This window comes from Geofilum rubicundum JCM 15548 (assembly GCF_000974365.1).
Lineage (GTDB): Bacteria > Bacteroidota > Bacteroidia > Bacteroidales > Marinilabiliaceae > Geofilum > Geofilum rubicundum.
Genome location: NZ_BAZW01000036.1, coordinates 1 through 13,870 on the forward strand (window position 1 = coordinate 1; position 13,870 = coordinate 13,870).

Annotated in this window: 12 protein-coding genes and 1 pseudogene; all 13 read right to left on the reverse strand. The window is 42.3% G+C overall.

What is annotated here, in order from left to right; all coding sequences use genetic code 11:
- Nucleotides 1-643: 643 nt before the first annotated feature.
- Nucleotides 644-802, reverse strand: coding sequence for a type II toxin-antitoxin system ParD family antitoxin (locus tag JCM15548_RS26380; RefSeq protein ID WP_227625851.1), 159 nt, complete (start codon nt 800-802; stop codon nt 644-646).
- Nucleotides 803-997: 195 nt separating this feature from the next.
- Nucleotides 998-1,333 (reverse strand): HepT-like ribonuclease domain-containing protein, encoded by a 336-nt coding sequence (locus tag JCM15548_RS14040; protein ID WP_062126642.1) that lies wholly within the window; start codon nt 1,331-1,333, stop codon nt 998-1,000.
- Nucleotides 1,305-1,625 carry a nucleotidyltransferase domain-containing protein gene (locus JCM15548_RS14045; protein WP_062126644.1) on the reverse strand — a complete coding sequence of 107 codons (321 nt, stop codon included), beginning with the start codon at nt 1,623-1,625 and terminating at the stop codon, nt 1,305-1,307. The genes JCM15548_RS14040 and JCM15548_RS14045 overlap by 29 nt, the downstream gene beginning before the upstream one ends.
- 24 nt (nt 1,626-1,649) lie before the next feature.
- Nucleotides 1,650-1,982 (reverse strand): hypothetical protein, encoded by a 333-nt coding sequence (locus JCM15548_RS14050; protein WP_062126648.1) that lies wholly within the window; start codon nt 1,980-1,982, stop codon nt 1,650-1,652.
- 121 nt (nt 1,983-2,103) lie between these two features.
- Entirely contained in the window at nt 2,104-3,030 is a 927-nt protein-coding gene (locus tag JCM15548_RS21185) for a GNAT family N-acetyltransferase (protein ID WP_083985154.1), read from the reverse strand.
- Between the two features lie 197 nt (nt 3,031-3,227).
- Nucleotides 3,228-3,851 carry a hypothetical protein gene (locus tag JCM15548_RS14060; RefSeq protein WP_062126652.1) on the reverse strand — a complete coding sequence of 208 codons (624 nt, stop codon included), beginning with the start codon at nt 3,849-3,851 and terminating at the stop codon, nt 3,228-3,230.
- Nucleotides 3,852-4,013: 162 nt separating this feature from the next.
- Nucleotides 4,014-5,015, reverse strand: coding sequence for an FISUMP domain-containing protein (locus tag JCM15548_RS14065; protein ID WP_083985155.1), 1,002 nt, complete (start codon nt 5,013-5,015; stop codon nt 4,014-4,016).
- 191 nt (nt 5,016-5,206) lie between these two features.
- Nucleotides 5,207-5,725, reverse strand: coding sequence for a hypothetical protein (locus JCM15548_RS14070; protein ID WP_062126659.1), 519 nt, complete (start codon nt 5,723-5,725; stop codon nt 5,207-5,209).
- A gap of 216 nt (nt 5,726-5,941) precedes the next feature.
- Nucleotides 5,942-7,645, reverse strand: coding sequence for a S41 family peptidase (locus JCM15548_RS14075; RefSeq protein WP_227625843.1), 1,704 nt, complete (start codon nt 7,643-7,645; stop codon nt 5,942-5,944).
- Nucleotides 7,646-7,660: 15 nt separating this feature from the next.
- Nucleotides 7,661-8,152, reverse strand: a complete 492-nt coding sequence (locus JCM15548_RS24225) for a hypothetical protein (protein WP_227625844.1) — start codon at nt 8,150-8,152, stop codon at nt 7,661-7,663.
- 234 nt (nt 8,153-8,386) lie between these two features.
- Nucleotides 8,387-9,130 carry a hypothetical protein gene (locus tag JCM15548_RS14080; protein WP_062126661.1) on the reverse strand — a complete coding sequence of 248 codons (744 nt, stop codon included), beginning with the start codon at nt 9,128-9,130 and terminating at the stop codon, nt 8,387-8,389.
- Nucleotides 9,114-9,473 (reverse strand): hypothetical protein, encoded by a 360-nt coding sequence (locus JCM15548_RS21735; protein ID WP_062126663.1) that lies wholly within the window; start codon nt 9,471-9,473, stop codon nt 9,114-9,116. The genes JCM15548_RS14080 and JCM15548_RS21735 overlap by 17 nt, the downstream gene beginning before the upstream one ends.
- Nucleotides 9,467-13,839, reverse strand: a pseudogene (locus tag JCM15548_RS14095) (efflux RND transporter permease subunit). The gene JCM15548_RS21735 and the pseudogene JCM15548_RS14095 overlap by 7 nt, the downstream one beginning before the upstream one ends.
- Nucleotides 13,840-13,870 lie beyond the last annotated feature (31 nt).

Consider the following 13,870-nt stretch of genomic DNA (forward strand, 5'->3'; position numbering starts at 1 on the left):
AATTACATAAAGATTTTTAAAATTAATGTTTTTCTAATATAGCTCTCCCACCATGAAGCACAACGTATTCATTACAGCGATGCGTTTAGGACTATTAAATGCTCAATCTCCAAATGTTGTATGTGTTTGATTTAACGGGTAAATAGCTTTTGAAAATATATTTGGTTGAAGGGGGGAGTGTAGTGCCATAAGCTAAGTTTAGAGATTAATAGATATAAATTTGCTTTTGGAAACTTTGAGATAAAGATATTATTTTTTTGTTTATCGGGTCCGTGCTGTTTAGCATTTTCAAAACAAGCACACGAAAATTTGCTTCTGCCATCACCTCATAAACCGCTATCTCTTCTGTAAATTGAGCAAGCCTTAAAGCACAGCACTTATGAAGGCTACGAACATGCAGGTGCGGTTGCGGTCTATGGACTGGACTCTATACTTAATTCATTATTAAGGTATATTGTTATTTTCGTTTTAATGTATTCTTTAGATCCATTTGCTCGGGAAGTATCCTTTTAATTTCCAAATATTGGTTAAATCTTCAACCGCTTTATTTGTGAATTTATATCTAATCATTCAGATTCTTTTGTGCTTTTAGGTTTTGCAAATGATTCTGTGGATTAAAATCAGAAGCGACTCCACTATCAATTCATTCTTTAAGCACAATTATTTTATTTTCCGCTTCTTCCAACAGTCTTAATCCTGCTCTAACAACTTCACTTGCATTCTTAAACCTTCCGGCCGAGATTCTACTCTGAATAAAACTGTCAAAATAGCATCCTAACGATACTGAAGAGTTTCTATTCATAATCAAGAATTTTTTCTTCACATGTACCAATTTTTGGTATTTCTGTCAAGTCTGTTTTTTTTTGAATGCCACATAACTTCCAGCGATATGGTGCGTGGCTAATCTTCCTGGTAGATATTTTCTGGTCGTTAAGAATACTCTTCCGTAAATTTAACTTGCTGTAAATGCATTATTACGCGTGTTGTAGCATGTTTATCAGTAATTTAAGAGGGAGTTAATTTCTTTCTGAAGTTGCCCAAGGTCTCTTGTCACAATGGCCCAAATTATATCCTCGGATACGGAGTCATAGCCATGAATTATTCGGTTACGAGTATCAACAATTTTTCGAGCATGGCTTATTTGTATCTCAGGGTCAAATTGCAATATCCTATTTACAGCTTCCCCAATTATTTCGATATTTCTTTCAACCGCTTTTCTTGTTTTCAAATCTTTCTGGAACTCGAAGAAATGTCTTGTTTCGGGCAGAAAGCTATCAATTTCTTCTATTGACTGCTTTATGTCTTCAAGCCAGGTTTGGATTTCTTTCTGCATAGATCTGAATTTTTGTTCTTTCAATTTCGCTCTTCAGGTACTTGTTTCTAATTGCCTTTTGTTCTAACAGGTCGATTTCTCTCTTTAAAATTTCCTTTAGTTGAAACTTTAGGTTAAAGTACTTGTCAGCATACGATACCGGATCATTATCATCAATATCTACCAACAAATCGATATCACTGTCTGAATTAAAACTGTCATTCGTTACAGAGCCAAATGCAAACAGAACTCGGACTTTGTTTATTTCACAAAGCCTATTAATCTGCTCAATATGTTGATCTATTATTTTCATCGTAAACCAAAAATACAACTTTTTTTAGGATAATGCTTTAAAGAGAAACCTTGCTTCTCCTTTTTTTTGCGAAAGTGATCCAACAAGCGTTTGAGAATCGAAATCTATTGGCTGTATAAACTCTAAGCGCCTGTTGGTTATCAATTCATTGAAGTCATCGATATTATTTATGAAGAAAATGGAGTCAGAATGATGGTATTCGCCTACAAAATATACAGGTTGGGGGAGTAAATGTGGAAATTCGGAATGTACAATGTCTGCGATTTGATAGTCCTTAAAATCCTTGTAGGTCTCTTCTGGCTTTTCACAACCTGCAAATACAATGCTCGATATTAAAAAAATCAATACATTTCTCATGGTTTCAGTTTTATTTTTAATGCGCCATCACGCATTCATAACCCTAGTCCGGCAGTGGGCACTGAGCTGAAATGCTCTATGACGCACTATGCAAATGTTTTACATTCGATATTTGGTGCTGTTATTTTATAGTCTTTGTCATCCTGAAATTTATCAATTCTTTGTTTCTTGACTTTTTGAATTGCCGCTTTTTAACAATAAATCCATGTCTTTCAAAAAAGCCTTTCGCTGTAATGCTGACATCTGAATATATCAAATCATTACCTTGTTCTTTGGCTTTTCTTTCAATTTTCCTTAACAAATTACCAGCAACTCCATGTCTTTGGTAGTCTTTATGGGTAAACATGAAATCAAGATAGCCATCCGAAGCTAACGAGCTAAATCCAACAATTTTATCTCCAATCATAGCTTTAATAAAATACTGTTCTTCTATTCTTTCCTGCCATTTGTCGGTGTCAGTCCACCATGATGACCAGTCTTCTATTTCATCTTCTGGATAATCTTTTGAGTTCACATTTTGTATCGTGTCTCTAAATAGCTGAGTTATCATACTGACATCTTGTTTGGAAGCTCTATAAATCTTTATTCCCGTATTCGTTAAATCCAAACCAAAAAGTCCATTCGTGTTTTGTTTAAAACCATTTTTTTCAAGCGCTTTGATGGATGATACATTCCCTTTAATTGGATCTGCTACAACGTAATCATACTGGTTGCTTGATTTAATGAAGTCAACCAATAAAAGAATGATTGCGGTGCCATATCCTTTCCCTAAATATTCACTATCTCCTATAAGATAATCAATTCCGACGGTTCCGATTGGTTCATCCGACCATTCTCCTTGTGGCGCCTTGTCTGTTTCATAATACTGCAGAAAACCGATTGGTTTGTCACATTCCACCATGAAATATTTAACCCATTCAATACAAATATTTTCAGATATTTCTCTAATCCAAACCTGCGGGTCGCCCCAAAATTCTTGAATGTAGTTTTGTTCTAACCACACCCTCAAAATATTCAAATCTTCAAGTTTAAACTCTCTAATTTTCATTGATTTAGCTGTCTTTTATGTTTGCCATACTTATTCTTAACCGCATTGCGCTTAGACCAAAAAATAATAACTATGCCATCACCTCATAAAGCGTTCCCTTTTCTGTAGGTTCAGCAGGCCCCAGAGGATGGCGGGCATGTAGGTTTAGGGGCTACGAACGACCATAAGTTATAATTCGCTGATATTGCACGTTTTTTTTACTTTTTAAACTTCGAGTTCCTAAAGACTTTTAACAGTTCATCTCTGTTTTTGTCATTATTGTAGTTAATAATTACTCCAAAGTCCATACCGTTAATTAGTCTGCTAAACATTAATTGTTTCAAAATAACTTCACCTTTTGGACTGTAAATCGTAAAACTATATTTCTGAAACTCTAATCCGTCAATTTTTTCAATTGTTGTTGCTGACGAGTCTGTTTTTATACCTTGGTTTAAATAGGTCGTATAAATAATTTCTTTGAGTGCTGCATTGTTTTCTTCCCATTCTCCTTCATACTCAAGTATAAATGGCTCTGAAGTTGACTGAAAATTATTGAATAGGTCTTTTTCTAATGAAATTAGGATTTTAAGTCCGCTATAGTCAATTTCAGCATCCATTGTTTCTTCTAAAGCTTTAATTCCTTTTTCGTTAATTTCTTTTGTTTTTTCTTTATCGATTACAGTCCACCCTTTCGGCATTTCGATTGTCCAACCAATTTCTTCACTTGTATAGATGTTCTCTTCTACTTTCCCTTCATCAATATTTTTATTCGGGTCTACTTGTCCGCAAGATGTCAATGAAATTGATATTCCTGTGATAATTGTAAAAAGTATTATTTTCATTCGTTTTGTTTTATTTTATTAATGTTTATTGTCGTGTTTTATATTATGCCAAACGTATTCATAACCACCATGCATGTAGGACTATGACGATGATTGAAGTCTAAATAGTCAAAATCAAATTGCATGTTGGTTTATAAAAAGCCAGGTCTAAATTTTATGCTATTAATCCATTACACAACGGACATAAAACCCAGATTCTTTACTGCCCCACTCACTAATGAATAATTTGCTGTAATCGTAGGCCATGCTCAAGTTCCAGACGCCATCGTCACGGCTTTCTGTGGCACTCCAGAAGTTTCCGTTGCGGCCAATACCGCTGAAACCTCCGTAATCACGATAACCTCCTGGTAGGGCTGTAAAACCTGTTTCGTTTGTTGCATGGAGGTTTGGACAAAACCAATTAGCTGTTCCGGATTCTTTCAGTTTGCCACCTGCAACGCTGGTTCCTCCTAAATATTCAGACAATTCAATCCACTCAGCATGGCTTGGTAAATGCCAACCAGCAGGGCAGGCTGCTTTGGCTGCCTCCCAATTATATAAAACGCCATAAGTTTCATAATTAGCTGTTGCTTTAGCATCTTCTAGGTTTGTGCCATAATAATCATAAACATAATAGTAGGGTGTTGTTAGTGAGCCTGTTTCAGCCCCCACAACACTCGGCAAATATCTTAGATTTTCTACCATCCATACCTGTTTGCCTATTGTTACGGTCTGGTAAATATTGCCATCGCGAGGGTCCGTAAAGCTACTTTTGTTATCGCCGCCCACTTGTGTGGTAAATGACACGGAACATCCGTAACCCATACCTTCACTGTTTGCAGCGTATGCTCTTACATAATATTTGGTATTGGGTTTTAGGTTGGTAAGGCTGCTTGTAAAACTAATAGCATCTGTGCCCTCTTCGGTTTTGCTGTCGCTAAAAGTTGGGCTTTCCGTAGTACCCCAGCAAACACCACGTGCTGTTACTGGTTCTCCGCCATCGAGAGTTATTATCCCGCCAGCAGTGGCTGTTGTTTGGGAAATATCTGTTACCTCTGTAGTGACAAGTACCGGAACGTGCTGTTGTCCGGTAATCTCATCATTCTCTTTTTCGCAGCTGTTTGCAAAAACTAAGAATAAGCTCATTAATAGGGATGGGTAAATCAAATTGTTTTGTTTTTTCATTCTTCTAAATTCAATAATTAATACTCATTACTATTTTTTTCTAAATGTATGCCTAACTAAATTGCGCTTAATCCTAAATTATATCCTTTACCATCACCTCATAAACCGCTCCCTTTTCTGTAGATTCAGCAAGCCCCAGAGTACTGCAATTACAGAGGCTGCGGGCATGTAGGTGCGGTAAATCCTATGTGCTAGCGGAAGTTTTTGTCTATTATTATTCTTTTATCCATTTCGTCTATGTTATATTTTACAATGTAGTTGGTTGTGAAATCCTTGGCTCTAAATGTCTCTGAATCGGAAATTATATCTTTCATTTCCAGGTTGAAATTAATGTTGAATATCATCAACGTATCGGTACTTGTATTTGAGTTTTCAGCAATCGAGTATACATTTTGGCTCTGGTAGACATGATTTTGAGAATAAACCTTGATGTATAATGTATCTGCGATTTTTTTTATGTCTAATGAATCAATATATCTAAGAGAATCTAACGGAATTATTTCCATTTTTTTGTCAATATTTTCCCAATCTGTGTTGGAGGGAAAATATCCAATTACTCCCAAATCCATATTTATAAAATCCCTTTGTCCATAATGACTTATGTTTTTGAAATTCTTACCGATTTTTTCCTTGTTATCATTGCTCGATTTTGCATAAATGGAAATTACTGTGATTACAGTTAATAATGCCAGTATTCCAATGGTCTTCATTTTTTTTATTTTGGTTGATTTATTTTTTTCAATTTTAGGTCAACATTAATGGGATGCTATGCAGATGCAATATTACGGCTCACGTGCAACCATATGCAGTCTGCCAAGGCTTTGGGTATTGCGAGAGTCGTCATTGTCTGTCATTAGGAAAACTGGTGCGGGCAAAAAGAAACTCTTTAATGACTAGAATGCAATATTTTATATTCTCCATAAGTGTTATTCATTCATTATTATTTCAACAGCTTTTTCAAGTAGTTCATCTTTACCTGTTCTTATTCCCTCGATAGTTGGTTTTACTTCTATGTCTGGTATTATACCAACTCTTTGGGTTTCTTTTGCGTTGGGATAGTTAACACCAATTCCTGATATCCATGTCCTAAGTCCACCGGGCAGAGAAATTCTCGATACATTTCCATCCGCACCAGCAGTTGTGCTTCCAATGATTGTAGTATTGTCACCTGCTCTAAATGCCATTGCTGTATATTCCGCCTGACTTTGGGTAAATTCATTAACTATAACAACTAATTTTCCTCCGTATGTTATTCCCTGGCTTGGGATTTCTATATTGTTTGTGAAATTGAATTCACCAGGATTGTCAACATTAGCAATTGTAAACTTCACAAATGGTGTCGAAGAAGAAACAAAGTATGAGCCTAAGCTAAATGGAACAAAAGATGCGGGATAGTTCCGTATGTCGATAATAATTCCTTTAGTGTCTTTAAATTCTTTTTTTATTTGGGGAATATCATCTTCCTTGATGGTTTGAAGAGTAACGTATCCAATGTTATTGTCTAGCAATTTAAATGATTTGTCATCACTTTTTTTATACCAACGGAAAATGTCGAGACTGTCTTTTGGATAGAGCTTCAGTATCTTATTTTGTTTCTTAGAATTTTCTCCAAAGAATTCAATTTCAATTTCGTTTGAGTTTGAGCGTAAAATGTCTGCGGAAATATCTCTTAGCCTTGTTGGGGTATTTGAAGCAGGATAATATCTAGATTTTTCTTCAACAATTATTTCAATTGGCATGCCATTTACCTTTGAAATTATATCGCCTGTTCTTATTCCAACTTCAGTTCTTAATTCCTCGTTGTAATAATCCGTTACCACCAATTGGTTTTCTATGAACCGAACGTGTATAGGCGGATAGTTAACCCCTTTCCATTCATCAATTTTATCAGCTCCTTCCCAAAGATTAGCGTGGGTATCTTGTATATCCCCTATAATCTGAATAGCAGCCATTTCATATTGTAGTTCGGTTTTAGCGTTGAGAAAAATCGGGATGTATTCACTCAAAGTTGTATCCCAGTCCTTATCCGTTAGGTGTTTATAGGGGAAAAAGTAATTTATCATATTCCAATATCTGAAAACAGATAAAAGCCTAAACCCATCGTCTGGATAAGACATATTTGAATATGGGTTTTCATTTTCAAACTGAGGGTTTCCAACATTCTGAGTCAATATTATATAATAATGTTTGCCTTGTGAACGGTTATTGTATACGTTAAGTAATTTGTTTTTTAAATTTTCTCCTTGTTTCTCAATCCATTTTAAATCAGGTTTGATGAAAGCGTTTTTATCTGTTGAGTTACAACTTGAACATTTTTCTAATTGCCCTAAAGACTCAATCCAATGGATGATAAGACTGTCCCTTTCTGTGTTGTTTTTTACTTCAAGGTAATGTGGTAGGAATCTAAATAACTCATAATCCCAATTGAAATTTCCTTTCCCAATTTCAGGATGGAAATATTTAAGAAAGCCCCAAACTCTGCCCAACAATACCAGGTTCTCAATTTTTTTTCTTGTCAACCGAGATAAATTAAGTAAGGAACCGTTGTCAAACTCCTTATCAAGAGTTGCTTTTGCCACTTCCTTTTCAACTTCGTTTAAAGTCTGAATGTTTTCACCATCAATTGTCACAATAAAATCGTCAAACTAGGCTTTTCCTTTACCAACTAAGATTCCTGCAACAAAAATATTTTCTGCTTTATCAGGGTAGGTTAGAGTGATGCTATATTTCTGCCAATCTTTTGTTCCTGAAATGTTTTGGTTCTGCATATTGTCAAATGCTAATGAACTCCCGTTTCCATCAATTCGCAATAATAAACCTGCAAACCCATTTTCTACATTCTCGATTTTCATATAGCCTTCCAGTTTTATTGTATTACCCACATAATTGGCTGGAATCTTATAGGCCATGCTTCCAAAACTACCATTATCAGTGGAAGTGATTTTTCCAGATTTATTTCCAGAATGCGCTATGTCATCTATGGTTAGGTCATAAGTACCCCAATTGAACCATCCTTCTGAAAGACTGGATTCATCCTCTTGTATTTCAAAGTCAAGATTATACTTTTCAATCTTTTGAGATTGTGAGCTTAATGCAGTGATGGTCAATATAGTGGTTAATATTATTTTCAGTTTCATGTGTGAAATCTTGTATTGTGCAATTCAATTAGTTATGGCTTTAGCCATTTTAAACTGTTATCCCATATTTTCAAATTTTCTCCTGCAGCTAGTAAAGATGCAATTGCAAATCTTTGAGCTAAATATTTATATTTCATTATAGGAAGTTTATTTTCATTGATTTCGCTGTCTTTTATGATTGCCATACGTATTCTTAACCGCATTGCGCTTAGGCCTAAATTATTTCCTTTACCATCACCTCATAAACCGCTCTCTCTTCTGTAGATTCAGCAGGCCCCAGAGTACTGCAATTACGGAGGCTGCGAGCATATAGGTGCGGTTGCGGGATACGGACTGGTCCCATACGAGGTGGCTGGTGGTATCGGGCATGTCGAAGGGGTTGAGGAAGACGCTCCAGATGAGGGCGGAGGGGTTGTGGGTGAAGGCGCCGTGGAGGAACCAGGCGATGAGGGCCAGAAGGATGACGACAACGGCGGCGCCGTGGCCGTTGCGGATGATGGTGGAGAAGAAGAAGCCCATGGTTCCGAAAAAAGTGACGGGGATCATTAGTTGCAGGGAAAGGTGGAATATGTTGTGCTGCATCAATAGGAAATAATCCATCAGGGATAGACAGAGAATAACCCCCCAAACCATGAGCAGGATGATGAGCATGCGTACCATCCAGACTTTAAAACGGTAATTGGGAATGCTGAATAATATCTCCAGCATGCGCACGTCTTCATCGTTCTGGATGCCATAAACGGTAGGGAAGAAGATGAGGAGCAAGGCGGGGAAGAGGAGCTGATAATAGAGGGAACCCATATCGGGTATGGAGGAGGAGAACAGACTGATGCCGGTGATCAGGAAGAAGAAGAGGAGACTGCCGCCCAGAAAATATATGAATTTACTGCCGAATATGACGCGTATGTTGTAGCGTATCAGGTCTGGCAGGATGCCTGCCAGAGCCTTAAGGGAGGTTGTTTTACTGGTGTTGCTCATGATCCTGTTTTTTTAATAACCAAAGATAGGAATCTTCTAAAACGGCTTTTACTTCTATGGCGCGGTGGTCGGGCTTTTCGGAGGAAAGGCAGCGGAGTCGGACTTTATCGCCCTGCTTCATGTGATAGATGACGACAAATTGTTGGGTCATGGCTTCGACTTCCCCGGGGTTGACTTCTACCTGCCATACTTTGCCATTGGCGATGGACATCATGTTTCGGGGTTCGCCCCAATAGCGGAGGTGGCCGTCGGACATGACAGCTACCTGGTTGCAGGAACTGGAAATGTCTTCGATGATGTGGGTGGAGAATACGACAATGCGTTCCCGACTCAGCTCTACCAAGAGGTTGCGGAAACGGATGCGCTCGCGCGGGTCGAGGCCGGCAGTGGCTCATCGACTATCAATATGCGGGGCAGATGCAGCAAAATCATGGCGATGCCGATGCGCTGCTTCATGCCTCCGGAGTAGGCGCCGATTTTATGGTTACGCCGATCCCACATGTGCACGGATTCCAGAACGTACTGAACCCGCGCTTCGCGCAGGGTTTTATCCAGTATGTTTTTGAGGATGCCCTGATAATTCAGGAAGTCCCAGGCGGTCATGTTTTCATAGGTGCCGAATTCCTGGGGCAGGTAGCCGATGAGGCCCTGAAGTTCTTCCCGGTGCAGGATGTATCGTGACCGTTGATGAAAATTTTTCCATAGCTCTGGTCCAGTATGCCGCAAAGGGTCCGCATCACGGTGGTTTTGCCGGCTCCATTGGGACCAAGCAATCCGATCATTCCGCTGGTGAGTTCTATGGAAACGCCTTTGACTGCTTTGAAAGGGGGCTTGGAGGGCTTTGCCAAAGATATTACCATGAGCCACTTGACCAAACGGCGGCGCAGGCCTTTCATTCTGCCGGTGATGTTTTCCGGGTTCAGCTGACCGGTACGGGTTTTCCGACTGGAGTACAGGATGGTGCCGGTGATCAACCAAAGGACAAAGAGGGTAATGGCGCCGCCGGTGCTCTCCCAGCTTTGCAGCATCAGTACGAGAAGCATGACGGGGTAGCCCAGTCGCCATGTGTAACGGACATATTTTAAGAGGCGCTGGTTGTTGAGGATGTGTCGGTCCGGCAACTGAATGCGGACCCAGCGTTGGTGCCAAGTGTTGAAATAGCTGCTGAGAACATTATAGTAGAGCACCCAGAAAAAGAGTTGCCAGAAACCGGTCTCGACATAAATGAAGGAGAACCAGCTAAAGAACAGGAGAAGGGGGATTTGCCAGATGAGTCCGGCTTTGAATGCCTGGGCATTCAAAGGCTGGTCCTGTATTTTCTGACGCAGTCGCAGCCGTTGTTTCCACTCCCGTTTGAAGCGGTTGTCGCGCCCGTAAACTTTTACCAGATTGCGGATGGTGATGTGGATGCTTTGATCATCGGGAATGAGTTGGCTGTTGGCGCGTTTGAGACTGTTGAGCACAAACCACAGGAGCCATGGCACACCGGCCATGATGAGTACGGTGGTGACGAGTTGCCAGAGCACGGACAGGGAGCTTCCCCACCAAATCCAGGTAAACAAAAGGACCCAAACGGTGATCAGGGAGATTTTAAGGGGGGTGGAGATCGACCGGATCCAATTCAGCGACTGTTCCAGTCCCAGTCCGAAAGCCGGAACCAGAACGAGGGTGAGCACAGAACTAAAGCATAGTCCGCCGATGACGGTGATGGCGAAGGGGGCACCCAGGGCGCCGACGTATTCACCTTCTCCCAGACTGAGGGGGAGCATGGCCACGATGGTGGTGCCGGCGGTAATAAGAATGGGCCGTAATCTGGCCATGCCGGCTTCCATGTAAGCGCGAACGACGGAGACGCCGGAGCGCCGCAATTGCATGGCATAATCGATGAGCAGGATGCCATTGTTGACCACCACGCCAAACAGGATTAAAAAGCCAATGAAGGAATTAAAACTCAACAGGGAATTTCCGGTAAAGAGCAAGGCCAGCATGGAGCCGATGGCGGCCAGGGGGATGGTAAAGAGCATGACTACAGGCGCGGTAAAGGACTCAAAGACCGAGGCCAAAATCATGAATATGAGCAATATGGCCATGCTGGCCAGAAAGTAATATTCTTTGGTTTTTTCCTCTTTATGCAGGGTGGCGGTAACACCTTCAACGGTTCCGGAGCTTAACAAGAGTTCTTCTATTTCTTTCAGGGCCAGGGCTTCCAGATCGCGGGAACTTTCCACTTCTTTTTTGAGATTGAAGCGAAGGACGAGTTGTTTTTCCTGGTTGACCCGACTGTATTGCGATACACTGCTTCTCATGGCCATCCCTGAAAAGAATTCCAGCGGGACAGTTTCACCGGAGGCTGTTCGGATTTTGACTTCTTTCAGGTCATCGAGGTCGGGTGCCCGGACCGATTTCAGGGAATCTGCAAGGGGCTCGTTGTAGGTGAGCATGATCTCGTATTCCTGGTCATCGGCTTTGAAGGTTCCGCCCGAATTGGTTTGGGGCGACAGGGTGCTCAATTGGGAAGCCACCTGCATGGGCTGAACGCCATTCATGCCCATCCAGAGAGGGTTGAGTGAGAGCAGGACTTCCGGTCGTTGCCAGTTGCCTTCAATCCAAACGCCATTCAGGGTGGTGAGGTTTTCTGCCATGAGCTTCCTTAAATCATTGGCCGTATAAAGCATGTCCTGAAAATTCTCTCCGGTCACCAGCACTTTGCGTTGTTCGTCTCCAAGTCCCAGCATGGACAAGGCTCCTCCGCCACCGCCGCCACCACCACCTCTATCGGCACTGGTGTCAAAGCTCACTGAAGCACCGGGCCAGTTGCCGGATAGTTTTTCTTCGACTTTGGATTTTACTTCTGCCAGGCTCATGTCCTGATGGGCCATCAGGTCCTGATCCACATCAACGGTCAGCAAAGCGCGATCCTCATAAATTTGGCTGATGACATCGGCCGGTAGTTCCAGTTCCTGTAGGCGCTCTTCCATGGTGCGGACCAGTTCATCTGTTTTTTGGAGCGTGGCGCCTTCCCACATATCAATGTTGACTTCTACTTTGGATCTTTCGACGGGTTTGTTACCGGCCATACTGAAGGCAAACGCAATAAAGGCCACGAGGAAAAAGATACCCAATCCGCCCAATACCAGGCGGGCCGGATGGCGCAATCCGCCTTTTAGCAGTTGCACATACATTTGAACAAAATGATTGTGCAGCGGCAGGCGTGAGAGCCGCCATGTCTCTCCGGTCTGCCGACGCAGTATGGCATGCACGATGGTGGGAATCAATACCAGAGAAACGACCAGAGATACCAAGAGGGTGGATACAATGGAAACACTGACGTGGCGGGCTATCTCGCTCAGGACTTGATTGGAGGCAAAGATAAAGGGGACGAATACCACAATGGTGGTGAAGGTGGCGGCGGTGACCGACCGCCAAATCTGGGCGGTGCCTTTGACCACGACGTCCTCGGCGTTGCCGCCTCGTCCGGCCATGCGGTAGATGTTCTCCATCACCACCACTCCGTTGTCGATGAGCATGCCCATGGCCAGAGCCAAACCAATTAGGGTGAGCATGTTGATGGTGATGTCGGCCGCATAGAAAAAGTTAAAAGCGCCGAAAACCGAAACCGGCATGGCCAGCATCACCACAGCGACCAAGGGGAGGTTCGACAGAAAAATCCACAGCATAAAAATGGCCAGGAGGCCACCAATCAATGCCAGTTGGATGATTTGATCGATATTGCTTTCAATTTCTTCGGCACTGTTGAATTGGATGTCAAGGGCGATGCCCTTGGCCTCAAAATCGGCGTTGATGCGTTCTATTTCATCTTTCACTTTATCCGAAAGATCGATGAGGTTCACCTGTGATTCGCGCACCAGTGAGAGGGTGACCACATCCAGTCCGTTGACCCGGCTGTGGGAATCGGGCTCGCGCAAACCGTAACTGATTTCCCCGAGGTTGGACAGTAAAAGAGGGCCTTCCGGACGGATAACAATTTGCCCAATGTCGGCCGGCGACAAATACTCGGCGCCTGCATTGACAAAGTAACGGGTGTCGTGCGCCCTTATTTCCCCTACATAGACTTTGGACTGCTGACCCTGCCGGATTTCCTGTCGCACATCGTTCATGGTGAGTCCGTGACTTTCAACGACATTCCGGTTGAGGGTCACGGTGATGGTCTTCTGCCTTCCGCCAAAAATCTGCACGGAGGCGATACCATCCACGGCCATTAAACGGTCGTTGACTTCCTGCTCCAGCAGCGTTCTGATGCGGTTGGAACCACCTTCTCCGCTCACCTGAATCTGCATAAATTCCGTGTTGATTTGCTCCATGTCCACACGGACCACCTCAGCCATGAACCCGTCGGGCAGGCGACTGCGGACCGCGTCCACCTGTTCGCTCAGTTTGAGATAACTGTAACGCATATCGGCCTTTTGTGCAAAATAGACCGATACCATTCCGCCACTGGCCGTTACGCGCGATTCAATTTTCTCGACTTTGTCGAGCCGACCGGCAGCTCCTTCCAGCGGAACAATGGCTTCTTGTTCCACATATTGAAGATCGCGCTCCACAGGTGCCATCACACGAATAAAAAGGACGGGCAATTCCATGGCGGGTATCAGCTCCACGGGCAGGGAGCGGTAACTGATGACGCCCAGCATGGTGAGGGCGACAAAGAGCATACTTACAAGTACTTTTCTGCGAGTCAGCTGCCTCATAACGTGCTCTTTTCTTGGCGTCCGGACCGAT

What these genes read in the sequence shown, in the direction of transcription:
- JCM15548_RS26380 (WP_227625851.1), bottom strand. Translation starts at nt 802, where the DNA reads ATGAATAGAAACTCTTCAGTATCGTTAGGATGCTATTTTGACAGTTTT.
- JCM15548_RS14040 (WP_062126642.1), bottom strand. Translation starts at nt 1,333, where the DNA reads ATGCAGAAAGAAATCCAAACCTGGCTTGAAGACATAAAGCAGTCAATA.
- JCM15548_RS14045 (WP_062126644.1), bottom strand. Translation starts at nt 1,625, where the DNA reads ATGAAAATAATAGATCAACATATTGAGCAGATTAATAGGCTTTGTGAA.
- JCM15548_RS14050 (WP_062126648.1), bottom strand. Translation starts at nt 1,982, where the DNA reads ATGAGAAATGTATTGATTTTTTTAATATCGAGCATTGTATTTGCAGGT.
- JCM15548_RS21185 (WP_083985154.1), bottom strand. Translation starts at nt 3,030, where the DNA reads ATGAAAATTAGAGAGTTTAAACTTGAAGATTTGAATATTTTGAGGGTG.
- JCM15548_RS14060 (WP_062126652.1), bottom strand. Translation starts at nt 3,851, where the DNA reads ATGAAAATAATACTTTTTACAATTATCACAGGAATATCAATTTCATTG.
- JCM15548_RS14065 (WP_083985155.1), bottom strand. Translation starts at nt 5,015, where the DNA reads ATGAAAAAACAAAACAATTTGATTTACCCATCCCTATTAATGAGCTTA.
- JCM15548_RS14070 (WP_062126659.1), bottom strand. Translation starts at nt 5,725, where the DNA reads ATGAAGACCATTGGAATACTGGCATTATTAACTGTAATCACAGTAATT.
- JCM15548_RS24225 (WP_227625844.1), bottom strand. Translation starts at nt 8,152, where the DNA reads ATGAAACTGAAAATAATATTAACCACTATATTGACCATCACTGCATTA.
- JCM15548_RS14080 (WP_062126661.1), bottom strand. Translation starts at nt 9,130, where the DNA reads ATGAGCAACACCAGTAAAACAACCTCCCTTAAGGCTCTGGCAGGCATC.